Genomic DNA, 24,941 nt, shown 5'->3' with positions numbered 1-24,941 from the left:
GTGTACATCTATGTTCAAATTTATATCAAAACCATACTTAATCAGAGTCATCAAGCCGATTGAGACAATTAAAGAGGAAGAATGACAGTGGTTTCACTCATATCTATGGAAGGTATGGACATTTCGATTGCGTAAAGCAGCACAAGTGCCAAAATTAAAGAGTATTGAGATTCGATCGGGAGAATTAGTCATGGCAATTGAGCGAAAAATGTTTAGGGGAATGTTTGCTCCAGGCGAGGTGGTTCAGCTTAAGCAATACTGTTTTACGCCAGGGCGGGTGTTTGCCCCTGGTAAGTATATAGTTGGGGAGCTGCCCGATGTCGCTTTTGAAATGGCTTTAGTCGAACAGCTACCCCCAGTTAAGGGCAAGAATGCAGAAATAAAAAATACTGAGGCTCCTCCAGAACAGGAATAATGACATTTCCAATGACAACCGATCCTTACGCTTGGCTGGATAAATCCCTTACCACAATTCATCGGGCAGATTGGTATCGCTCTGTACAAACTATCCAGGGTCTGCCAGGAGCCATTGTACGGCTGGAAGGACAGCCTGTAATTAATTTTGCCAGTAACGATTATTTGGGATTGGCGGGAGATCAGCGTGCGATCGCAGCAGCAGTTGCGGCGGCGAAGGAATTCGGGACAGGTAGCACCGGTTCCCGACTGCTAAGCGGACACCGAGAACTGCATCGGCAATTGGAGGAAGCGATCGCATCCCTCAAACAAACTGAAGACGCCTTGGTATTCAGTTCTGGGTATTTGGCCAATTTGGGAGCGATCGCCTCTCTTGTCGGAAAACGGGATTTAATTCTCTCTGACCGATACAATCACTCCAGCCTCAAAAATGGAGCCATCCTCAGCGGTGCAACCGTCATCGAATACGCCCACTGTAATGTAGAAGATTTGGAAGATCTACTACATCAACATCGACAACAATACCGACGCTGCTTGATAATTACCGATAGCGTCTTCAGTATGGATGGCGACTTATGTCCCTTACCCGCACTGTTAGATTTAGCGGAAAAATTCAGCAGCATGGTGCTAGTTGATGAAGCGCACGCCACGGGAGTTTTGGGTGCAAATGGAGCCGGTTGCGTGGAACATTTCCACTGTACCGGATTGCCGCTTATTCAAATAGGAACTCTCAGCAAAGCTTTAGCTAGTTTGGGTGGATATGTCGCCGGTTCTTCTACTTTAATTGATTTTCTGCGTAACCGCGCTCCCAGCTGGATTTACACTACTGGGCTCACTCCTGCCGATACAGCTGCGGCATTGGCAGCAATTAATATAGTCAAACAAGAACCCCAACGTCGCACTCAATTGTGGGGCAATGTTAATTATTTGAAACATCTTTTTGCCGAATATCTACCCCATCTCAAACTACTGCCTTCGCAATCGCCAATTATTTGCTTTCAAGTAGATAATCCACAGGCAGCTTTAAAGATTGCTTATCAGTTGAAGGCATCTGGTATTTTTGTTCCCGCGATTCGCCCTCCCACCGTGCCGACAAGCCGAATTCGCATCTCGGTGATGGCAATTCACGAACCTGCCCATATTGATAAATTAGTGCAAACTTTGACAGAAATTGTGTGAAAAATAAAAAGCTTATTGTTTTTGTTAGCTTTCTTTTTATCCTATCTTTTTGGATCGTTAGCTGCACTAGCCAACAGGTAAAGCCTGTGGTACTAATCGTATCGGCATCTGGTGCTTATAGGAATTCTCTAGCAGAAATTGTCGAACTTTACAACAAAGAAAAACCCAACGTTACAATTGATTGTAATATTGTCGGTATTTGAGAAATATGGATTTATAATTATTAAATAAGTTAACCAAAAAAACATCTGTTTTGACTGAAGTCCTCTGAACCATGAAAAAGCAACGCGCTCTTGTTTTGATAATCAGTATTGCTATTATCAATCTAGTGTTTTTAAGCTGTAACCTACAACAAGCAAAACCAGTTGCATTACTGATATCAGCAGCGACTAGCTATCAAGAGGTTCTCACAGAAATTGGTAAAATTTACAAGCAAGAAAATCCCCACGTCACTCTAAGCTACAATTTTGGCCCCAGTCTTTTTATAAAAGAACAAATACTAAAACGCATCCCAATAGATCTAATCATTTTCGCATCAAAAGTCGGTAAAAACGACCCGGAATTATTAAATTTATTAATTCCAGAAACTTTGCAAACAATGCCAATAAAAAATCCGCTTGTCTTAATTGCCGATGGTGACTCTACTATCCCTATTTTTAATTTTCAAGACTTAGTTAATGAGAAAGTAAAGAAAATCGCTATGGGTAATGAAAAATTATTAGTAGGTATGCAAGCAAAGGAAACTCTAATTTCTCTAGGAATTTACGATCGACTTAAAAACAAAGCTATTTTTACAGGCGAAGATATTCGTCAAATCCTAAAAGCGGTAGAAACAAATGAAGCAGATGCAGGGATTACCTATTTAACAGAAGCTAAAGTATCAGATAAAGTTAAAATAGTAGCGATCGCACCGGAAAATACCCATTTTCAGATTATCTATAACGCAGCGGTAGTTAAAAGATGCCAGAATGTGCCTGAAGCACAAAAATTTATTCAATTTCTTTCTAGCGAAACCGGTAAAGAAATAGCTAAAAAATATGGGTTTACGCTAATTAATAAATAGGTTAATGAAGGAAGTTAATCTGATATTGATAAACCCAAAATCTCTATCGATTTTTCCAGCACGGTTTTCGGACGAAAAGGTTTTGTCATGTAAAGATATGCTCCCACATCATTGCCTTTTTGTTTATCAAATTCTTGACCTTTAGCGGTTAACATTATAATGTAAACATCTTGCATTTGCAGTTCTTTTTTAACGGTATTGCAAACATCAAAACCATTCATTTTCGGCATCATCACATCGAGGAAAACTAAATCGGGTTTTTCCGTTTGGATAGCCTCAAGAGCTTCCTCACCATTTGTAGCTGTCAGTAATTCTACGCCCTCATCTTCTAACTTTTCAAGTGCTTGCTCCATCAAAATCAAAATATTTGGTTCGTCATCTACAATCAAAACTTTTTTTGTCATCGTTACACCCTCAATTAAGGCTAGTTTAACTCAAATTTACGGCTCGAAATAGGGCTGAGAATTTTCTTCTGTATTTTTGCCAAGTAGAACAAAGAATACATTTTCCAGACCCTTTTCAAACCGCAAGGATTTTACCAAATTATGTTGCTCGGAAAAGACAGAATCTACAATTATCATATCCGGTTTAACCGCCAAAGCCTTTTCGATGCACTCTTGACCGTCGTAAGCCTCGGTAACCGTGTATCCTTGCGACTGCAAAACTTCAGACATAATTTTCACAGTAGAAGCATCTTTATCAACAAGCAAAACTTTTTTATTCGACATTCCTTGAGCAATCAAAACCCCAATTTCATTGAGCAACTCTTCTCTATCGATCGGTTTTTTCAAGTAGCGATCGATCCCCAAACGATAACCTCGTTCCTTATCTTGGATAATTGACAAAATAATAATTGGTATCGCCATAGTTTCGGGGTCGTTTTTCAAAACAGCAGCCACATCAAAACCACCGATCTGGGGCATCATCACATCCAATAAAATTAGATCTGGCTTAGTATTTTTTACCTGCGTAATAGCATCTATTCCATCTTTAGCTTCTTTTACTTCATACCCATCATTTTCCAGTTCTTGTCTGAGCAATTCGCGAATGTGAGCGTCATCATCGACAACGAGAATAGTTTTATAATTTTTAGATGGAGCGGGGGATGTTTGGACAATACTCTGTCTTACTTGCCTGACCAAAGCATTGATACTAAACTTTGCTACTTCTGCATTGATGCGAGGACTTATCGGCAGAGTGAAGGAAAAAGTACTGCCACGACCCACTTCGCTTTCCACCCAAATTTTGCCCCCGTGATGTTCTATAATCTGCTTGCAGATTGGCAGACCCAATCCAGTTCCTTTAGGTTTATCTGTAAGAGTTTCTCCTACTTGCCTGAACTTTTCAAACACCTTGGGCTGGTCAGCGGGAGCAATACCGATGCCTGTGTCAGTTACACCGATCAGCATCTCATTTTCCTGCTGTCTGGCGCTAATGGTACAACTACCAGTATCTGTGAACTTGATCGCGTTGGAAATAAGATTGATAAAAACCTGAATCAAACGATCTCCATCGCCCATTACTTGAGGGAGTTCGGGAGCAAGTTCTTTTTGCAGTGGTATATTTTTAGCTTCGCAAATAGATGCAGTCGCAGCAATTGCCCGGTCAATAATATCCTCAATGTCAGTCGGCTGCATATGCCACTCAATCTTCCCGGCTTCCATCTTGGCAATATCCAAAACATCATTAATCAAAGATGTGAGCCGTTCTGCCTCCGACACAATAATATTGATATTCGCACCCACCTGTCTGACTATTTTTTGGGTTTTGCGATCGTTTGTTTGAATTAAAGGGAAAACACCTTTTTCTAACTTTTCCTTAATCAGGGAAGCAAACCCCAACACAGAAGTCAGCGGCGTTCGCAATTCATGGGAGACAGTAGAAATAAAATCCGTCTTCATCCGATCGATTTCTTTTTCTGCCGTGATATCGCGAATCAGGATCACCGCACCGAGTATCTCAGTGCTAACATTTTTTTTGTCATCTTTAGCAATCGCCGTTGCTAAAGCTTGACCGATGCGACCTTTTGCCAGCTCGATTTCTGCCGTGAAAACTTCTCTCGGTCGTCCCCGCGTCTGTTCCACTAATTCTAGCACCTTCGCATTAGAGAGAATCTGGCAATCTTTACCGATCGAATCCGTATCTTCTATACCAAACATCTGTAATAAAGCCGGATTAAACCGGGTTATTCGGCAGTCTGGGTCGGTCACTAGGAGCGCATCTGCCAAATTATCGATAATAGCGCTCACATAAGCTAAAGTATTTTCTAATTCGTAGCTTCGCGTCTGCAAACTTTGCAACAAGCTGCCAATTTGCGTTGCCATTGTATTGAGCGTAGAAGCTAGCACCCCCACTTCATCTTTAGATGATTCTAGCGCCCGCACGTTTAAGTCTCCACTCGCCATTTTGCGAGCAGTTTCAGTTACTTGAGTCAGATCGCTAACAATTTGAGACACAATCAAAAGCGCCACCGAGGCGATCGGTACGCTCAGAATTGCCATCGCCAGTAATAAGAATTGGCTATTTTGAGCGTTCTCGCCGATCTGTTCGTCTAACAAATTCGCGACACTATCTAGCTGAGATGCTAAGAAATTAGTTAGGGTGTTGATGTCTGCAACATATTGCTCATTTTTATCTGGTGAAGCGCTCAGATAAATTTCTAAATTGCGCCGATAAATCCGCCACGTCTCTTCAACTTTATTGAGTTGGGCTAGTACGATCTCATCGGTGACTGGTTTGATTCCTAACTCTGTCGAACCTTTTCGCAGTGCAGTTAGCAGGCTTTCAAATTGCTCGATTTCGTCTTTGATGGCAATATCTACAGCAGCTCGGTCTAGGGCGGTCTTTTTCGTTGTTCGGAGATTAGCCAGATAAGCCAACTTGAAAGCACTTCCACGCTGGGAACTTATCTTTGTGCCGAGCGGATTACCTTCGATCGCTCGATTGAGGGCAATTGCACCAATGCCTACAACCATCAAGTTGACGATCGCCAGACCGGAGAACAACAAGCTCAAGCGGTGGCGAATACTCAGCCCGAACCTACGCAGACGGATGCTTTGGGTGCCTTTGTGGGAAAGCAACTTGCTACCTTTGATGTTTTAAAAATTACTAGCATCAATCTTATCTCCTCAAGAGTGCCATAGGCTTGCTTTGCTGGCTTGAATACTCTAGGGTGTCTGGCTCCACGCGCAAAGCAGTAGGGTGGGCACTGCCCACCCTACACAAAATTAACCACAACCACTATTGCTACTGAGGGTTTTTGTTGTCCGCTGCCGGTGTAGCTTGTGCAACAGTTGCCTTGTTGACTACACTTTTGACACCTTTAATTTCTTTGGCAAGTGTGTCAATTTTAGCCAAGTCTTGCTGCGTGGGAACTGTTCCGGCAACAGTAACAGCGCCATCTTCGGCGTCAACTGTTAGCTGACCTTTTTGGATGTTTACTTCCAACTTACTGCGAACTTCACTTGCTAAGTCGCTATCAGCTCTTTGAACGTCGCCTCCAGTAATATTATTGCGTTGCTCTCGTGCGCGTATGTCATTATTTGCTTGAGCGCGACGAACTTTATTTTGCGCGTCCTCTTGGGTTGCTTTAACTGAGTCTGCGTCTGGAGCTTTGTTAGTTTGCTCAGCAGTATTAGTAGCGTTTGGATTGGTGTTAGCGTTGTTGTCGCTAACTTGATCGGCCCTGTTCGCTTCACCAGCATTATTAGGAGCATCGCTGCTTGTCTTAGAGGCTTCGCAAGCAACCGCACCAAACATGAGGAGACCGCTGAGTATAAATGGAGTTAGTTTTTTCATTTTTTCTTCCGCCTTGGAACTGCTAAAGGTTTGTGTTCCTGTGATGCCAAATTGAGACTGAGTTGGACTTTCTACAAATCGCTAAATGACTGACAAAATAAAGTAAAAGAGGCTAAAATTATCAAGTCAATTTCAGGTAGTTTTAGCTGAAATCAGATTTTTTAAAGCCTTCTGCGAGGTTTGTGTTGGCAGAATTTTGTCAGTCAATTGGCAGGCACTCGCTCGGACTAAAGAACTTCATCCCGACGATCGATGACAACTACGCGATCGTCTATACTGGCAACATTGTCTCGACGCTCAACAGTGGTAGTAGTAGTGTAGTCAGCGCGAGAAGTATCAACGCCTGAGTAATCGTAGACACCCCACTCCTCAATGCCTCGGCGATTGAGAATTGATTCGGCGCGGCGGATGTCATCTTCGCTACCATCTACTATTACTAAATAGCCGCCGCGAGACACGCGATCGCTATAAACTCTAGCTCTATCTTCTGGAATTCCCAAACCAATTAAGGCACCAATTAAGCCACCAGCAGCCGCACCAATTACACCGCCAGAAAGTGCAGTGGCTATAGCCGTTGCAGCTGCTCCTGCTAGCATAACAGGACCAATGCCAGGAATTGCTAATGCACCGAGACCGACAAGTAAGCCTGTTATCCCGCCCAATGCACCGCCTGCGATCGCACCTGTTTTAGCACCTTCGTCAGCGTTGGTATCATTGTCGATATCCCGCACATCACTGCCAGCAAAGCGATCGGCTTTGCCTGTATCTTTAGCAATTAGAGAAACTTTATCCATCGGAAAGCCAGAGTCTCTCAATTCTGTGAGAGCGTATTCTGCGTCTTGACGGTGAGAAAACACACCAACGGCGCGTCTGTTGTGACCTAGAGCCATTTTTCCTCCTTACGCAAGCTGTCGTGGGCACTAGCAAACTTGCTTAATTAAAAGACTGTTTTTTGATTTGTTCCAATTTCTACCTTCCTTTTTTTAGCAAAAATAAACATCCGCCCACAGGTGTAATACCTTCTCTATCAATGGAGAGATAATTGATTTGATATTGTTAAGATTATATGGTGATTTATTTGTGATAATACTTACAAAATTAATTTAATTTAAAATCCCCTAAAATACTGCTTATAGCGCTTGGTAATGGGCGTGAATTACAGGCTTTTTAGAGGCCGATCTGGCAAATAATTTATCAGTTATAAAACGGAGACAAAGGCTCTCAATTGCCCCTAAACAAATGTATTATATCAAGTCGCTTTGCCGTTATAATTAGGGCATTTTTCAATAAATTTCAAAATAGTTAGTGCTTGTTACGCTCTCGTTTGGGGGATATCGCTACAAGCAAATACACCAAATACAAGTACATCGCCAAATCGCAATGTAATTATATTTTTCGGATTTTTATCTTTACCAATTAGGCTTTTAGATAATTGCGATTTAACGGCGCTTAGGCAAGTGTCTAGCTAGCAACTGTCAGACTATCAAAACAATTACCGAAGCCAGAAACCTTAAGCCGATCCAGCGCTTCTGCCATCTGTTCAAATCTGGGAAATATACCGACAGCGCGTTTTTGTTGACCTAACATAATTTTCTTCTCCTTTCTTGTACAAGCCACATATACTCGTGTGCCAAAACTGCATAAACAATGATTTGATTTGTGCTTATATTTAATATTTCCGCGCTTTTAGTTAGACTCTTCATCGTTCTGTCGGTGTAAACGTGCATCTATCAATGGAGGGGCTAGGGAAAGTCAAAAGTCACTCATTCAAAAGTCAAAATTCCTCCCTCTTCCCTCTCCCTCTTCCCGACGCCCTAACCCCCAGTCGCTACTGATAGCGGAGATCGCGAACTAAAAGTTCGGTTATACTACCCTTGCTGGATGACGAATGCCGGTAACCTCTTAATTAGTAGAGCTGTTTAATTTTTGGCTCCACTATGGTTGTATTTACTGCTGGCTAGTTGCAGTTGTTGTGGGTGGATGTCGGTGCATAAGTGGTTACTGCCAAAACTAAGTGAAGTTTTAGCCCAAAGTACGCCAAATTGGGCTGAGGAATCCCCCTTAACCGCCAAATCTGGGAGGGGAAAGTGGAAGGCTGCAACCGAGATTGATACTCAGCAGCCATCTAAAAATCGGATCGCGTTGCAGCAATTGAAGTCAGAACAAGAATGGCGTGGGGCGATCGCAGCGCTTGAGATGATGCTGCGATCGACTTTATCCTGTAGCGATGGGGAAGATATCGATCCGGTAACGCCCCAGGGATTGATTTTAGCTGGGCCAGTGCCCATTTTGAGCGATTCAGCGGTAAACTCTCGCTTCCAAACTTGGATTTTCAGCACCCAGCTCGCTCATCCCGGTGCTTGGATGCCGTTTCAGCTGCCTCCCGCCCAAGAGGGCAACCTAAAGACAAACGATTATAGTAACTTCCTGCCTTTGCTGCCAGTCGATCCTTTGGCAGGCGAACAGTTTTGTTTAGTTTTAACTCATAGTTTCAGCTTGGTGATGGTATTGGGAGAAGACTCCACCAATCAACCAGCTTTTATGTTTTCTTTTGAACCAGAAGTTGTTCGAGATGCTTGGCTAGCGCTCAGAAATCGGGTATTTCTGGGTTCTCCAGACCGGGTTTTGCAACTGGATGCGTTTTTTGAGCAATTTGCGCCCATCGCACCGGATTACCGAACAGTGATGCAATTTACGCGCTTGTTGCTCAAACACATACCGGAAGAGCCGTCAACAGTCAGCACTCACTCCTCAGTCGCCAGCGCTCAGCCGTCAGCGGCTAGCGACAAGGAACAACAGACAACGGATATGAGTGTGGAATTGTTGCAGGCTTTTGCACACGAAGTCAGAACGCCTCTGACTACAATTCGCACTCTGACGAGATTGTTGCTCAAGCGCAAGAATTTGGCACCAGACATTATCAAGCGGTTGGAAATTATCGATCGCGAATGTACCGAGCAAATCGATCGTATGGAGTTGCTTTTCCGAGCTGCGGAATTGGAAACTGCCGCTAAAGAATCTTCGCCGGTTCACCTTACCCAGGTGTCGCTTGCCCAAGTTTTTCAGCAAAGTTTGCCGCGTTGGGAAAAACAAGCTTCTCAGCGCAATCAAACTCTAGATGTGATTTTGCCACAACAGATGCCGCAGGTAGTCAGCGATCCGACCATGCTCGATCGCGTTCTCACCGGCTTGATTGAAAATTTCACCCGCAGCTTACCTGCCGGTAGTCATATCCAAGTTCAGGTGATGCCAGCCGGAAATCAACTCAAGTTGCAAGTTCAACCCCAAACTGGCAGTGTAATTCCTGAGTGTGAAAAACAACAGATGTCTCAAGTGCAGGGTACTCAGTCAACTCGGAGGTCGATCGGTCAATTGCTGATGTTCCAACCGGAAACAGGTAGTTTGAGTCTTAACCATAGCGTTACTAAAAATATTTTCCACGCGCTGGGTGGAAAATTGATTGTGCGGCAACGCCCACAGCAAGGCGAAGTCTTCACTATTTTCTTGCCCTTGGACTCCAATGCTACTGAAATTCCGTGGCAACGGGAAAATTTGCGATCGCAAACCGATATAGTTGGCTCGTTTAAAGTGACTTCAGGCGCAGCAATATTTAAGGCCGCTCCCGAAGTTACCTCAGAATGCTTAAAAAGATTGCCAACCCACGAGCCCAATACAGAGAGCTAAAAAATTGGTTAAATCTTTGCTCCTAGCGGTTAGTTTTGGTATAAAATTGAATCATCACTAACCGCTAAACATTAACAAATGAAAGCTTTACGACGGCGGCGACGCCGATATGTATTATTTTTAGTCAGCTTCCTGCTTTGCATTTTAGTAAATACAGCGGTTTCGGGAGCGCAGGAAACATTTACAGATATTGAAAAATCGTTTATTTCAGATTTAAGAAATTTGCCAGTTAAAAATGACGATATCGAAACTAAACTCTCAAATTTACAATTATCTGTCGAGCGGCTAGTCCAGCAGGGACAGGGGTTTTATGAAGCTGGCAAGTATGCTGAAGCTATTAATCTCTGGCAACAAGCCCTTTCCCAAACTTCAGCTTCACAGGAGCGGGCAATAATCTACAGCAACTTGGCAGTTGCTTTTAGGCAAATTGGGCAGATAGATAAAGCGATCGCGCACTGGGAACAAGCCATTCAAATTTATGCAAAAGCAGGCGATCCTAACTCGCGTACTCAGCAAGCTAAATTAATCGTAGAGCAAGCACAAGCTTATAGCGAATTGGGACAGCACAAACGAGCCATCCAGCTTTTACAAGCTTCTTTATTAATTGCACGGCATAACCGAGATCGCCTCACCGAAGCAGCAGCAGAGGCAGCGTTGGGCAATTCCTATTGGTCGTTGGGAGACTACGAACAAGCTATTTCTTCCCTCCAAAATAGCTTGAAAATAGCTCGTGAATTAAAAGATGGAGAATCGGGCAATAAAACTATTCCCAATTACCGATCGGCTTTGATTCAAACTGCACTCAACAATTTGGGCAATGTTTTTGCCAAACGAGCAGATCGATACCTTTATCAAGCTAATGTTGCCCAGATAGAAGGCGACGAACGAGAAAATGCGCGGTTGAAGAACCTGGCACAACAGGATATTTTTGCTGCCAAAGAAGCATTGGAAGAAAGCATTCAGGTGGGAGTAAGCGATACTGTAACTGTACAAGCTTTACTGAATTTAAATCGCTTGCTAGAGCGGCACAGCACTACATTCAGCAACTCTACATCAGTTGGCTCGGCGGGCGGCAATAATTTTCAGGGCGTCAAAGAGCCGGATGCAGTTAATTCAGAAGCGATCGCTCAAAATCGGGAGCGGGCTTATGAGTTACTGCAAAAAATACCTGACTCCCGTGAAAAATCTTATGCCTTAATTAATTTAGGAGTAGGATCGGAGCCATCTGCTGCTGCCAAAATATTTGCTGATGCGATCGCTGTATCGAAGCATATTGGCGACAGCAGAGCCGAATCTTTTGCGCTGGGCAGTTTAGCGCAATTATACGAAAAAGCACATCAATATACCGAAGCAATGGAGCTAAATCGCCAAGCTTTATTTGCTGCCCAGAAAATAAATGCTGTTGATAGTCTCTATCGCTGGCAATGGCAGGCAGGGCGGATCGAAAAAGCTACTGGCAAAATCCCCAAAGCCATATCTTACTACGAAGAAGCGATCGCATCCCTCCAAAGTATACGCAGCGATATTCTCGCTGCTAACAAAGACTTGCAATTTGACTTTCGCGATTCTGTAGAACCAGTTTATCGGCAAATGATGGGGCTGCTTTTACAACCATCAAACTCAGTTAGCTCTTTCGGCGGCAATACTTATACATCGTCTGCCGAGAATATGGCTGAAACACAACCGAAAAATTTAAGTAAAGTTATCGATATTCTGGAGTTGCTTAAATTAGCAGAATTACAGAATTTCTTCGGCGACGAGTGCGTGCAAGTAGCCAAAGAAAACGCCCAAAATGATGGCAATTTAGCCGATACAGGTGCGGCGATCGTTTACTCGGTTATTTTGGACGATCGCACAGAAATGATTGTGCGATCGCCTGATGGAAAACTAAAAAACTATACCGTCGCGATGGGGCAAGAGCAACTGCAACAAGAAATAGATCGATTGCGCTTGTTATTGGAAAATAGAGCCACAGAAGAATACCTGCCTCAAGCTCAAAAAATCTACGATTTGTTGATTCGTCCAATGGAAAAAGATGGGGAATCAAAAAATCTGAAAACGCTCGTTTTTATTAACGACGGCGTGCTGCGAAAAATACCGATGGCAGCATTGCACGATGGCAAACAATTTTTAATCCAAAAATATGCGATCGCCACAACACCAAGCCTCAGCTTAACCGCGAGCAAACCAGCCGATCGACGCAACTTCAAAGCTCTCAGCGTTGGGTTAACAGTCGAACGGCCACCATTTGCACCCCTTGCCAATGTAGCAACCGAAGTAGCAGAAGTGCAAAAGATTTTGGGAGGAACCAAACTCTTAGATAAAGATTTTACCCTAAATCGCTTAGAAACAGAACTGCGCCAAAATAACTTTCCCATCATTCATATGGCTACCCACGGTAAATTTGGCGTCGATGCTGCCAGTACCTTTTTATTGGGATACGATCGTCGGATCGGGATCGATGAAATTGATAACTTATTGCGATTCGCCGGACGAAATAACGCCTCAACTACAAACAAACAACCAGTAGAACTGCTCACATTAAGTGCCTGTCAAACTGCCGCCGGAGATAACCGCGCAGCACTGGGAATTGCTGGCGTTGCCGTTCGTGCGGGAGTAAGAAGTGCGCTGGCTAGCTTGTGGTATATTAATGACGAAGCTACAGTACCGCTAATTGAAGCATTTTATACCCAATTGCGCCAACCTAACATTAGCAAAGCCGAAGCGCTACGAAGAGCGCAAATGAAATTGATTGCTTCAGATGACTACAGTCATCCAGGAGTTTGGTCGCCCTTGATACTGATTGGTAATTGGCTATAGTTTACTACCTGGGTTGGCTTAAGAATATTGCCAACCCAGGTATTGGATATGAAAAACTTTATATCTATCTTAGGAGAAATATAGGTAAAATATTGGCCACTAGGGTAAAATTAAACCCATATCCAAAATAGTTATGAAACCGTGCATCTCACCAAACCGTCGCGTTTACTCAAAATTTTTAAAATTTTAATCATCTTTCCAATTGCCTCTAGTTTGTTGCCACTTAGTTCAGCCGCTCAAATTATCCCGGATGCTACTTTACCCATCAATTCCCACATCAAAATTGACGGCGATACCATTATTATTGAGAGAGGAACTGCAAACTCAGGGAATCTTTTTCACAGCTTTCAACAATTCTCTATCCCTACAGGTGGCACAGCTTACTTCAATAACGCTTCAGATATCCAAAACATCTTCACCCGCATCACAGGTGGGTCGATTTCTCATATTGATGGCATCATTAAAGCTAACGGCGCTGCCAATTTATTCTTGCTCAATCCCAACGGGATTATTTTTGGCCCAAACGCTTCCTTAAATATAGGTGGCTCGTTTTTTGCGACTACCGCTAATAGCGTTAAATTTGGTGGTGGCAGCGAGTTCAGCGCCATAAATCCGCAAGTTCCCCCTCTACTAACTGTCAACGTACCTATAGGCTTACAATTTGGGTCAAATCCAGGACAAATCGTCGTACAAGGGCCTGGTAATAATCTGAAAATAGATTCAGAAACCTATGGTGAAGAAGTATATATTAGAGACGATCGCCCCGTTGGACTGCAAGTAAATCCCCGTCAGACTCTAGCATTAATCGGCGGCGAAATATTACTCGCAGGCGGTAATCTCACAGCACCAAACGGACGTATTGAAATAGGTAGTGTAGCCGCAGAAGGACAGGTAAAACTAGCTGCTACCCAACTAGGATGGATCTTGAATTATTCAGAGAGCCAAAATTTCTCCGATATTCACTTCGATCGAGCTGCATCTGCCGATACCAGCGGCGAAGGTGGGGGCAGCATTCAAATACAAAGTCGGCAACTTTCTTTAGGTGAAGGAAGCGCTATTTTAGCTTTAACTCTGGGGTCAGAACCAGGTGGAAATATTGATATTCGCACTTCTGATTCCGTTCTCATCAGCGGTGCCAATAGCCAACGAGTATATAGCTTTATAGCGGCAGAAACCAATCCCAATTCTACAGGTAATGCTGGAAACATTTCTATTGAAACTAATAGATTAATTCTCGATGATGGTGCATTGATATCTTCCTCTACTTTTACTGTTGGCGCAGGAGGTTCCTTAAGGATAAGCGCTACAGAATCAGTGGAATTAAGAGGTGTAGACCCGAATGGATTGGGCAGCTTTTTAGGAACAGAAGCGCTGCCCGGTTCGACCGGAAATGCTGGCGATCTAACGATCGAAACCGGAAAATTGATTCTGCAAGATGGCGCTTCCATAACATCTGGTACTGATGGGGCAGGTAATGGCGGTTCTCTTTCTGTACGCGCCTCTGAATCGGTGGAATTGAGCGGTGCGGATAGAGAAGGAACGGTTAGCGCTTTGCAAACACAAGTACGAGAAGTAAGTTTGGGCAATGCAGGTAATTTAGCGATCGAAACCAGACAGTTGATCGTCCGAGATGGCGGACAAATATCTGCCGGTACTGCTGGCGCAGGGTCAGCAGGTATCTTGCGAATCAACGCTACCGATGCTGTCGATATTAGGGGAACATCAGCAGATGGTATGATTCCCAGCAGTTTGACTACTTCTGTCGAACAGGGAGCAACTGGTGCAGGCGGTAATTTAACAATAGAAACTGGAAGGTTAATTGTAGGGGAAGGAGCGAGGATATCCACAACTACTGCCAGTGCTTCACCAGCAGGAAACTTGACTGTTAAAGCTACCGATTTTGTCGAATTAATCGGCACGGGGAGATATGTTGAAAATCTGGAAAGAATTATCGGTTTCACAGCAGATGTGTCTAATTTCCGCAATGGCTTATTTGCGATCGGTTTCGGTGGTGGAAATGCTGGAAATATGACGATCGAAACCCGAAGATTGATCGCTCGCGATGGTGCTTTGGTGCTTGCTTCTAATTTGGGTGGCGGACAGGGCGGACAAATGACCCTCAACGCTTCCGACTCGATCGATGTGAGTGCGTCTCTGCTATCTAATGGAAATGTACCTGGAAGCATTGGCACTGCTGGCAATTTAACCATTAATACCCAGAATTTGACTATCCGCAATGGAGCGATAATCTCCACAGGTACGGCGGGATTCGGTCGTGGTGGGAATCTTACTGTCAACGCCACCGAATCTGTAGAATTAATTGGCGGCAACCCATTTTTTATTCTCAATAGACCTGCGGACACCAACTTGACTGCCAGTAGTTTGGGGCCAGCACCAGCGGGAGACTTGACGATCGCGACCAGAAGGTTGACAGTTAGAAATGGAGCAACTGTAGCAACCAGCACTTTCGGTTCGGGGCGGGGCGGTGCTTTAACAGTAACGGCAACAGACTCCCTTGTAGTAGAAGGAACACCTTCGGGCAGGATTCCCAGCGCTTTGATCGGCAGTACTCAAGGAAGCGGAGATGCGGGAAATGTAAATATCACCGCCGGAAGGCTAATCGTCCGCAATGGTGGGTTAATCGCGGCAAACAGTGTGGGGACTGGAAGTGCAGGCGATTTGCAAATTGCAGCTAATTTCTTGCAATTAGATAACCAAGGTGCCATTAGCGCCAGAACGGCAGCAGGCGATCGCGGCAATATCATTTTACAAACAGATAGCACACAACTGCGTCGCGATAGTTCGATCGCCACAGACGCCACCGGTGCTGCTACGGGTGGGAATATCACCATCAACACAGACACTTTAATCGCTCTGGCAAATAGCAACATTACTGCTAATGCCGTTCAAGGTCAAGGCGGTAATATCTTCCTCAACGCTTCTGGTGTCTTTCGTTCTGTCGATAGCGATATCACCGCTACTTCTCAGTTTGGGGTTAGCGGTACGGTGGAAGTGAGAACGCCCGATAGCAATGTGCAGAATGCTTTTGCAGCTATTTCCACTAATTTTATTGTTCCCGATACTCTTTTAGTCAGCAGTTGCGCCACTCGCAGGGGTATCGCTAACAGCATCACCGTTACTGGTACTGGCGGTTTACCTCCCAACCCCTTCGAGGTTCTCAACGGTCGCTATACTTTGTCTGGTGTGCAAGGTGTCAGCAGTAGAGAGGGAGAGGAACAAAGCAGCAGAGAAAATTTGCCAGCAGCGAGTCGCTATCCTCAAATTGAGGAAGCGCAAGGCATAGTCGTAACGCCAAATCGACAGACTATGCTGGTAACACAAGCGCAACTTTTAGCGATACGCGGTGAGGAACAAGGTAATGCGATCGCTAATGCCGATCGTTTAATTTGTAACTAACTCAAGTCCTTAATTATAGCCTATCCTGGTTGATTGCCCGCTTTGTCTTCTGTCTTCTCTTTTCTGCCTTCTTCCCGTCGAGAGTAGTTTGTTTAAAAAGCTGGTACTTAATCCTGATTTGGTATTAGTTGTAATGTATATGTAGCAAAATTGCCTATTTCCGATAGTTGGATAAAAATCTATTGTTATGTTAGAGTTTTGCGCGATACTGTCTTAAGGCAGAGTTCGTTAATTATTACTTCAAAAGGCTGAAGTTGTCGCCCGTGCCTAACTTACCCTAAGATTAGATACGTTTCTACGATCGTCACGCCAATGGCGTATCCGCAAACTTTAGGGAAAAGGATATAATAATTAGTAATACCAATTTCCTGTAAACTCTGATTACTATTTCTTACAGAAGCTACTGTAGGTCGCCAGGTTTTCAGACAAAATAATTACTAAATAGTAAGTGCATCTTCATGGATATTTTGTATAAATAGCTATCGAGACTATTCTCCAATTCTCAATCCTTGACTTATGATAAAGTTTAGTCACCTATTTGGGATGGCTGGTTGTGTATACTTATGGAGCGCGATCGCATCTGCTACACAAGCTCAAATCGTACCCGATGCCACTCTTCCGACTAATTCTACTATTACAATTAACGGCAACACCAACACGATCGAAGGTGGCACCCAAGCAGGCAGCAATTTATTTCACAGCTTTCAAGAATTTTCTATTCCAACTGGTAGCAGCGCCTTCTTCAACAACGCACTAGATATCCAAAATATCTTCAGCCGCATCACGGGTGGATCTATATCTAATATAGATGGTTTAATCAAAGCAAACGGCACAGCTAACTTATTCCTACTCAATCCCAATGGTATAATTTTTGGCCCTAACGCCCAATTAAATATCGGCGGCTCTTTTTTCGCCAGCACCGCCAACAGTATCAGATTTGCCGATAATACCGAATTCAGCGCTAGCAATCCGCAAACTTCTCCCCTTCTTACTGTTAGCGTACCCATCGGTTTGCAATTTGGTGTAAATCCCGGACAGATTGTTGTGCAGGGGAACGGTAATAATTTAAGCATCGACTCAGAAACTTATGGTGACGATGTTTACATCAGAGATGAACGCCCCGTCGGACTGCAAGTAAATCCCGGTCAAACTTTGGCACTTCTTGGTAGGGATATTCTATTAGATAGCGGTAATCTCACAGCACCAAGCGGACGCATAGAATTGGGAAGCGTAGCGACAGAAGGAAATGTAAATTTAACATCCTCTAAAATTGGTTGGGTTTTGGGTTATCAAGAAATTCATAATTTCGGCGATATCAGCTTAAATAAAGCCGCATCTGTCGATACCAGCGGCGAAGGCGGCGGTAGCATTCAAGTGCAAAGTCGGCAACTTTCTCTGGGAGAAGGAAGTGCCTTTTTAGCATTGACTTTGGGATCGTCAAATGGTATTGGTATCGATATCCGGGCTGCCGATTCTATCCGCATGAGCGGTGTCAATTCCCAAGGAGTCTACAGCTTTGTGGCAGCAGAAACCAATCCAAACTCCACCGGAAATGCCGGAAATATTACAGTAGAAACTGGCAATTTAATTCTCGACAATGGCGCTTTGATATCTTCTTCTACTTTCGGCGCAGGTCATGGTGGTTCTCTGACAATACGCGCCAGCGAATCGGTAGAATTAAAAGGTGTAGATCCGAATGGATTGGGCAGTTTTTTAGGAACTGAAGCACTGCCCGGTTCTACAGGTAATGCCGGAGATTTGATAATTGAAACGGGTAGTTTAATTCTACAAGATGGAGCTGCGATTACCTCTGCCACTGAAGGGAAAGGTAATGGCGGTTCTCTCACTGTACGCGCTGCTGAATCGGTGGAATTGATGGGTGCGGATAAGGAGGGTACGGGCAGTGCTTTGCAGACAACAGTCGGTAGAGAAAGTTTGGGGAATGCGGGGAATTTGGCGATCGAAACCAGACGGTTAAGCGTGCGAGATGGAGGACAAATATCTGCGGGTACTTCTGGCGCAGGTTCCGCGAGTACGTTGACAGTAAAAGCTACCGATTCTGTGGATATTAGGGGAACATCAGCCGATGGAGAAACTCCCAGCAGCTTAAATACTTCTGTCGAACAGGGAGCAACTGGCGCAGGCGGTAATTTAACTGTAGAAACCGGGCGGTTAATCGTCGGTGAGGGAGCGAGGATATCGACAACTACAGCAAGTGCTTCCGCAGCGGGAAACTTGACAGTGAAGGCGACCGATTCGGTAGAGCTAATCGGTACGGGAAAATATCTGGAAAGCCTGGAACAAATTAGCAGTTTCACTGCAACTCCGTCCATCTTCCGCAACGGCTTGTTTACGATCAGTTTTGGTAGTGGAAATGCGGGAAATATGACGATCGAAACCCGCAGATTTATCGCTCGCGATGGTGCTTTGGCGCAGGCTTCTAATTTTGGCGGCGGTGAGAGAGGAGGACAGATGACCTTCAATGCTACCGATGCGATGGAAGTGAGCGCTTCTCTCTTATCTAATGGAAATGGCCCAGGCAGTATTGGTCGTGCTGGCGATTTAACGATTAATACTCAAAACTTGACGATGCGCGATGGCGCGATAATATCCACAGGCACCGCAGGATTCGGTCGCGGTGGAAACCTTACCATTAACGCCACTGAATCTATACAATTAATTGGCGGCAACCCATATTTTGTTCTCGGTAAACCGGGAGACACGGCTTTGAATGCAAGTAGCGTCGGGCCAGCACCAGCGGGAGACTTAACAATTTCAACTCGAAGGTTGACAATCAGCAATGGAGCCAATGCCTCAACCACCACTTTTGCTTCGGGGCGGGGCGGCTCGCTAACTGTAAAAGCAACGGATACTTTAACAATAGATGGTATATCTGGGCTCTTCACTCCCAGCGCGTTGACCGGTACCACTCAGGGAAGCGGAGATGCAGGAAATGTGAGCGTTACCGCCGGAACATTGATTATCCGCAATGGAGGGTTAATAGCTGCGGACAGTTTGGGGATCGGAAGTGCGGGCAACCTGGAAATTACGGCTAGTTTGTTGCGACTGGATAGGCAAGGTTTCATCAGTGCCAGAACCGCAGTGGGCGATCGCGGCAATATCATTGTACAAACTGATGACGGACAGCTGCGTGGGAATAGTGCGATCGTTACCGATGCTTCTGGTACTGCTACTGGTGGCAATATCATCATCAATACCGACACCATCGTTACCTTGCAAAATAGCAACATTACAGCCAATGCGGTTCAAGGTCAAGGCGGTAATATCAACCTCAACGCTATCGGTGTTTTTCTTTCTCCCGGTAGCAATATTACCGCTACTTCTGAGTTTGGTCTCAGCGGTACGGTGGAAGTAAGAACGCCGAACGGTAACGTAGAGAATGCTTTTGCACCCATTTCCGCTAATTTTGCGATCGCAGATACTCTTTTAGCCAACAGTTGCGATGTTCGTAGGCGGATGAATAACAGCATCACCGTTACTGGTACTGGCGGTTTACCTCCCAACCCCTTCGAGGTTCTCAGCGGTCGCTATACTGTGGCGGGAGTGCAGGGTCTAAGCACAGGGGCACAGGGGTACAGGGGCATAGGAGATTACCGAATCCTCACTCCCCTGTCTGCAATTCAGGAAGCGCAGGGGATAGCTGTAACGCCAAATGGACGGACAATGCTACTAACGCAAGCGCAACTGAGAGCAATAGGTGGTGAGGGACAAGGTAATGCGATCGCTAATGCTAATGACTTAATTTGTAAGTAGTTGTTCAGACTCGCTCGCGAGTATCAAAGCCAGAATTAAACCTGGGGCGGGCAGTGCCCACCAAAATGCCTGTAACCTTTGAGATGAGCTAATGGTGGGCAGTGCCCACCCTACAAATTATTTTTGGTTTATTTACGCCCACTTACTTAAAAGCGATATCCTGGATTTTCCGGCGTTATATTTAGGTTAAATTTAACCACAGATGAACACAGATGAACACAGATGAACACAGATGTTATTAAAACTTTTTGCCTTTTTATTTTCCCCTTGACATTTTGCCTTTTGACTGACAGACTATCAGCACAAATTCTACCCGATGCTACTTTGCCAGTTAATTCTATTGTTAACCGACAAGGCAATACCCATTCGATCGAGGGAGGAACTAGAACAGGTAACAACCTATTTCACAGTTTTAAAGAATTTTCCATACCCACCGACAGCAGCGCATTTTTCAACAACGCTCTCGATATTCAAAACATTTTTACTCGCGTCACAGGTGAAACTATTTCTAATATAGATGGCAGGCTCGAAGCCAACGGCAGCGCCAACATCTTCTTGCTCAATCCCAACGGAATTATTTTTGGCCCAAACGCGCAGCTAAATATCGGCGGTTCGTTTCTAGCTAGTACCGCTAATACCATTTTGTTCGCAGATAAAACAGAATTTAGCGCCGTTCAACCCAACGCTCCACCGCTACTGGCTGTCAGCGTTCCTGTTGGTTTGCAATTTGGTGGATCGCATCCCGGTACAATGCAAGTGCAAGGGTCAAATCTCGCCGTACAAACTGGAAACACTTTGGCACTTGTGGGCGGTGATGTCACGATTTATGGCAGCAACAATCCCCTAGCAACTGGTTTAACTGCGGGCGGAATTCCCTTAACAATAGTAGCAGGAAATGTCGTACCAACTACAAGGGGAGGACGGATTGAATTAGGCAGCGTAACTTCTGGTAAAGTGTCGATCGCACCCACTCAACTCGGTTTTGCTTTAGGCTATTCAGATATTCAAAGTTTTGGTAATATTCAACTATTAAATGGAGCAACTGTCGATACTAGCGGTACAGGCGGCGGTGAAATTCAAGTCACGGCGCGAAATTTAGAATTACAAGAGCGATCGCGCATTATATCTATTACTTTGGGTAGCGATAACGGCGGCACAATAATTGCCAATACTGCTGAATCATTACAAATGATAGGGACAGGAGAATATGATGAAAATATTAGACGGTTCGTGTCTGGAAATCTTACTCTTGATGGTCTCCGAAACGGTTTTTTCAGTATCAGCTTTGGTGCAGGAGCGGCTGGTAATATTATAATTAATAGTCGCGATTTCATGGCTCGCAATGGCACCTACGTTACTACTTCCACTTTTAGCACAGGTCGCGGTGGAGATATCACGGTAAATGCTACAGAATCGATAGATTTGAGCGCATCGCTTTTGGCGACGGGCACTGGAGTTGGCAATGGCGGAAATGCTGGAAAATTGACCGTAAATACGCGCAATTTTAGAGCGCGGGATAATGCCATTCTATCAACTTCTACTATTGGCGGAGGCGAAGGCGGAAATTTACTTGCCAACGTTTCCGAGTCGCTAGAACTGATTGGCAGCGACCCAATTTATCTGTCGCCAATTGTGCGCGTTTTCACTGGTTTTTTTACCAGCAGTTTGGGTACGGGAAATGCTGGTAAATTGCAAGTAAATACTGGACGTTTAACAGTGCGATCGGGCGCAGGATTGGCAGCTAGTTCGTTTTCTCAAGGAAACGGCGGGGATATCGTTATTAATGCTTTGTCAACGCTCGAATTAATTGGTAAGTCTCCTGACGGTACGGCTCTCAGTTCTGTTGCTGCTGTTACCGAGCCTGGCTCTACAGGCAATGGTGGAAATCTCATCGTAAATACTGGTAATCTCATTCTTCAAGATGGAGGCAGACTCAGCGTTCGCAGTCGAGGTACCGGGAGAACTGGCAATTTAGATATTAAAGCTGATTATATTTTTCTTGGCAAAGAAGGTGGATTTGAAGGAACAGCAATAACGGGAGAAGGTGCAGATATAAATGTCATATCTAACTTCTTGTTACTGGACGAGAATAGTTTCATATCTGCGACTGCTGGCACAGAAGGCGGTGCGGGTAACGGTGGCAATATTACTATTTCTACAAATACATTAGTTGTGAAAAAAAATAGCGAAATTAATGCCAATGCTTTCTCCGGTCAAGGAGGTAATATACAAATCAACAGTCAAGGAATTTTTATTTCCCCAGATAGCGCTATTACTGCCAGTTCTGAAAATGGAATTAATGGCGTAGTACAAGTCAGAACTACTGATAGCAATGTGCCAAATATTTTCGCTCCATTGCTGAATAATTTTGACGTTTCAGAAGCTGTTTTAACAACCAGTTGCGTTGCGCGTGGAAAGAATTTCCAAAGCAGTTTTACTTTCATCGGGACAGGCGGTTTACCCAGCAACCCCTACGACACTCTTACCAGTCATTACAATTCGATCGGAATTCAAAATGTAAGCTCAAGCAAAAGTCCTGAAATGCAGCAAAGTTTACCCTTACGTGTATGGCGCGAACAAGACCCAATTCAGGAAGCGGAAGGAATTGCAATCCTAGCTGATGGTAGCATTATTTTAGGAACAAGCTCTCAATTGGCCGTTGTTGCCAATGCTAACACTTTAATTTGTCAATTTTAATATGGCAGGTGCGCTCAAATACTTAAATAAATAAAATAGCATATCATGGAATTATCTTGAGTAAACGAAATAAAAATAATGGAAAAATTATTAGAGCGAAAATTATCGTCACTTCACTCGATCGCCAATGACTAAATTGCGCTTATCCTGGCCTAAGTTAAAACAGCACATTTGGGAATGGCGGGGTGTTGCGCTCGCCACTCCTACTGTAGCAGGATTAATTATAATTATACGTTTGAGTGGCTTATTGCAATCGTCGGAGTGGGCGGCGCTCGATCAATTTTTTCGTTGGCGTCCTAAAGAACCAATTGACGAACGCATCCTGATTGTTGGTATTGATGAATCCGATCTGCAAGGAATTAAAAAGTGGCCAGTTCCGGATGAAGTATTGGCAGAGTTGCTCAACAAAATAAAAAGTCAGCAACCGAGAGCGATCGGCTTAGACTTGTATCGAGATTTGCCAGTAGAACCCGGTCATCAAGCCTTAATTAAAGTGTTTGAATCCACACCGAACCTAATCGGTATTGAGAAAGTTGTTGGCGACAGTCGCGGTTTTTCTGTAGCCCCACCGCCAATACTGGGCAAGCAAAGTAGAGTCGGGGCTAATGATGTGGTATTGGATGGTGATGGAAAAATCCGTCGCGGTTTGTTATTTTTGACACCACCAGATCGGAATGCCATCCCCAGTTTTGGGCTACTGCTGACGATGCTTTATTTAGAAGCGGAAGGCATTACCCCTCAAGCGGCAGATAACGGTTTTCTGAAGCTGGGTAAAACCGTTTTTGTTCCTTTTGAAGCTAACGACGGTAGCTATGTGGGGGCAGATGCAGGGGGATACCAAGTAATATTGAATTTTAGAGGGCCAAGAGGCAGTTTCGCCACGGTTTCCATGAATGATGTGCTGACAGGTCGGGTACCGCCAGAGAAGATCCGCAACCGCATCGTCATTGTAGGCCCTACAGCTGCTAGTTTGAATGACTTTTTTTATACTCCATACAGTGGCGGTCGGACTAATTTCCAAGAGCGGGCAGCTGGTGTGGAAATTCACGCGCATCTAAGCAGTCAAATTCTGAGTGCGGCGCTGGAAGGGCGTTCTCCGATTAAAAGTTGGCCTGATGCGCTGGAGTGTGGATGGATCTTTTTCTGGTCTTGCGTTGGTGCTGCATTAGCTTGGCAGTTACAAAGTTGGCGGTGGACTGCCGGTAGTCTGGCGATCGCTACCACAGCTTTGCTGGGGAGTTCGTACTTGGCATTTTTGCAAAGTTGGTGGATACCCGTAATTCCGCCGATCGCCAGCTTGCTGCTTTCTGCTGTGGCGATCGTGGCATACATTGCCCATATAGAACGAAAAGACCGCAAAATCGTGATGAATATCTTCGGTCGTTACGTAACTCCCCAAATTGCGGAAGCGATCTGGCACGATCGCGATCGCTTGCTCAAGGAAGGACGCCTTAAAGGACAAAAGGTGACAGCTACTGTGCTGTTTACCGACTTGAAAAACTTCAGTACCATCTCGGAACAACTCGACCCGGAAGTGCTGATGTCTTGGCTTAACGAATATATGGAGGCGATGTCTCAGCTAGTCTTAGCTCACGGCGGTGTCGTCGATAAGTTTATTGGGGATGCAATTATGGCTGTGTTTGGCGTTCCCATTCCCCGCACCACTGAAGAAGCGATCGCCCATGACGCCAACGCAGCCGTGCGTTGTGCTGTGCAAATGGGCTCAACGTTAGAACTACTGAATGAATTGTGGAAAACCCAAGGACGCCCCACCGTTGCTATGCGTGTCGGTATCGCCACCGGTACGATCGTTACTGGCAGTCTCGGCAGTTCCCAAAGGCTAGATTACACAGCGATTGGAGATAGCGTTAACGTAGCAGCGCGGTTGGAAAGTTACGATAAATCGATCGACGGCGGTATCTGCCGGATTTTGATCGACGAGGGAACTTATCGATACATTCACGGTTCTTTTCCCACTAAACTGGTAGGTAATACGCAGCTTAAGGGTCGAGAACAGCTGACTCCTATCTACCAAGTTCTCCTTGATTGAAAAATACAACCCTTCAAGATCCCAGTTTTTGCATCCTCTTTATGT

The 24,941-nt window shown here is 44.7% G+C and carries 14 protein-coding genes; 9 read left to right on the top strand and 5 right to left on the bottom strand.

The window, feature by feature from the left end:
- Positions 1-190 precede the first annotated feature (190 nt).
- From H6G03_RS10015 to modA, 3 genes are all read left to right on the top strand, one after another.
- Positions 191-415 carry a hypothetical protein gene (locus H6G03_RS10015; RefSeq protein WP_190464267.1) on the top strand — a complete coding sequence of 75 codons (225 nt, stop codon included), beginning with the start codon at positions 191-193 and terminating at the stop codon, positions 413-415.
- 11 nt (positions 416-426) lie between these two features.
- Positions 427-1,593, top strand: coding sequence for an 8-amino-7-oxononanoate synthase (bioF, locus tag H6G03_RS10010; RefSeq protein WP_190464266.1), 1,167 nt, complete (start codon positions 427-429; stop codon positions 1,591-1,593).
- 274 nt (positions 1,594-1,867) lie between these two features.
- On the top strand, positions 1,868-2,656 hold the full coding sequence (gene modA / locus H6G03_RS10005) for a molybdate ABC transporter substrate-binding protein (RefSeq protein ID WP_190464187.1): 789 nt from the start codon (positions 1,868-1,870) through the stop codon (positions 2,654-2,656).
- A gap of 14 nt (positions 2,657-2,670) precedes the next feature.
- Here the strand turns inward: modA and H6G03_RS10000 are convergent, their stop codons facing one another.
- The 5 genes from H6G03_RS10000 to H6G03_RS38755 all read right to left on the bottom strand — a co-directional run bounded on the left by H6G03_RS10000 (position 2,671) and on the right by H6G03_RS38755 (position 8,041).
- Positions 2,671-3,060: a response regulator gene (locus tag H6G03_RS10000; protein WP_190464186.1), complete on the bottom strand. Its 390-nt coding sequence runs from the start codon at positions 3,058-3,060 to the stop codon at positions 2,671-2,673.
- 36 nt (positions 3,061-3,096) lie between these two features.
- Positions 3,097-5,736, bottom strand: a complete 2,640-nt coding sequence (locus H6G03_RS09995; protein WP_199315235.1) for a response regulator — start codon at positions 5,734-5,736, stop codon at positions 3,097-3,099.
- A 166-nt stretch (positions 5,737-5,902) separates the two neighbouring features.
- Positions 5,903-6,454 (bottom strand): BON domain-containing protein, encoded by a 552-nt coding sequence (locus H6G03_RS09990; RefSeq protein ID WP_190464184.1) that lies wholly within the window; start codon positions 6,452-6,454, stop codon positions 5,903-5,905.
- 227 nt (positions 6,455-6,681) lie between these two features.
- On the bottom strand, positions 6,682-7,344 hold the full coding sequence (locus H6G03_RS09985) for a general stress protein (protein ID WP_190464183.1): 663 nt from the start codon (positions 7,342-7,344) through the stop codon (positions 6,682-6,684).
- 571 nt (positions 7,345-7,915) lie between these two features.
- Positions 7,916-8,041, bottom strand: a complete 126-nt coding sequence (locus H6G03_RS38755; protein ID WP_255512210.1) for a hypothetical protein — start codon at positions 8,039-8,041, stop codon at positions 7,916-7,918.
- A gap of 339 nt (positions 8,042-8,380) precedes the next feature.
- Here H6G03_RS38755 and H6G03_RS09980 point away from each other — a divergent pair, with 339 nt between their 5' ends.
- The 6 genes from H6G03_RS09980 (at position 8,381) to H6G03_RS09955 (ending at position 24,896) form a co-directional block, all read left to right on the top strand.
- Entirely contained in the window at positions 8,381-10,138 is a 1,758-nt protein-coding gene (locus H6G03_RS09980; RefSeq protein ID WP_190464182.1) for a sensor histidine kinase, read from the top strand.
- A 78-nt stretch (positions 10,139-10,216) separates the two neighbouring features.
- Complete coding sequence (locus H6G03_RS09975; protein ID WP_190464181.1) at positions 10,217-12,958, top strand: CHAT domain-containing protein; 2,742 nt, start codon at positions 10,217-10,219, stop codon at positions 12,956-12,958.
- 216 nt (positions 12,959-13,174) lie between these two features.
- Positions 13,175-16,375 (top strand): two-partner secretion domain-containing protein, encoded by a 3,201-nt coding sequence (locus H6G03_RS09970; RefSeq protein WP_190464180.1) that lies wholly within the window; start codon positions 13,175-13,177, stop codon positions 16,373-16,375.
- A gap of 516 nt (positions 16,376-16,891) precedes the next feature.
- Positions 16,892-20,149, top strand: a complete 3,258-nt coding sequence (locus H6G03_RS09965) for a two-partner secretion domain-containing protein (RefSeq protein WP_190464179.1) — start codon at positions 16,892-16,894, stop codon at positions 20,147-20,149.
- A gap of 282 nt (positions 20,150-20,431) precedes the next feature.
- Positions 20,432-22,846, top strand: a complete 2,415-nt coding sequence (locus tag H6G03_RS09960; RefSeq protein ID WP_190464178.1) for a two-partner secretion domain-containing protein — start codon at positions 20,432-20,434, stop codon at positions 22,844-22,846.
- Between the two features lie 127 nt (positions 22,847-22,973).
- The gene (locus H6G03_RS09955; protein WP_190464177.1) at positions 22,974-24,896 is read left to right on the top strand and encodes a CHASE2 domain-containing protein; all 1,923 of its coding nucleotides are present in this window, start codon (positions 22,974-22,976) and stop codon (positions 24,894-24,896) included.
- The last annotated feature ends 45 nt before the right edge of the window (positions 24,897-24,941 follow it).

Source organism: Aerosakkonema funiforme FACHB-1375 (assembly GCF_014696265.1).
Classification (GTDB): domain Bacteria; phylum Cyanobacteriota; class Cyanobacteriia; order Cyanobacteriales; family Aerosakkonemataceae; genus Aerosakkonema; species Aerosakkonema funiforme_A.
This window is presented reverse-complemented; position numbering and strand designations above follow the sequence as displayed.

Excerpts from the sequence above, each read along its gene's own strand:
- H6G03_RS09965 (WP_190464179.1), top strand. The coding sequence starts at position 16,892 with ATGATAAAGTTTAGTCACCTATTTGGGATGGCTGGTTGTGTATACTTA.
- H6G03_RS09975 (WP_190464181.1), top strand. The coding sequence starts at position 10,217 with ATGAAAGCTTTACGACGGCGGCGACGCCGATATGTATTATTTTTAGTC.
- modA (WP_190464187.1), top strand. The coding sequence starts at position 1,868 with ATGAAAAAGCAACGCGCTCTTGTTTTGATAATCAGTATTGCTATTATC.
- bioF (WP_190464266.1), top strand. The coding sequence starts at position 427 with ATGACAACCGATCCTTACGCTTGGCTGGATAAATCCCTTACCACAATT.
- H6G03_RS09990 (WP_190464184.1), bottom strand. The coding sequence starts at position 6,454 with ATGAAAAAACTAACTCCATTTATACTCAGCGGTCTCCTCATGTTTGGT.
- H6G03_RS09955 (WP_190464177.1), top strand. The coding sequence starts at position 22,974 with ATGACTAAATTGCGCTTATCCTGGCCTAAGTTAAAACAGCACATTTGG.
- H6G03_RS10015 (WP_190464267.1), top strand. The coding sequence starts at position 191 with ATGGCAATTGAGCGAAAAATGTTTAGGGGAATGTTTGCTCCAGGCGAG.
- H6G03_RS38755 (WP_255512210.1), bottom strand. The coding sequence starts at position 8,041 with ATGTTAGGTCAACAAAAACGCGCTGTCGGTATATTTCCCAGATTTGAA.
- H6G03_RS10000 (WP_190464186.1), bottom strand. The coding sequence starts at position 3,060 with ATGACAAAAAAAGTTTTGATTGTAGATGACGAACCAAATATTTTGATT.
- H6G03_RS09985 (WP_190464183.1), bottom strand. The coding sequence starts at position 7,344 with ATGGCTCTAGGTCACAACAGACGCGCCGTTGGTGTGTTTTCTCACCGT.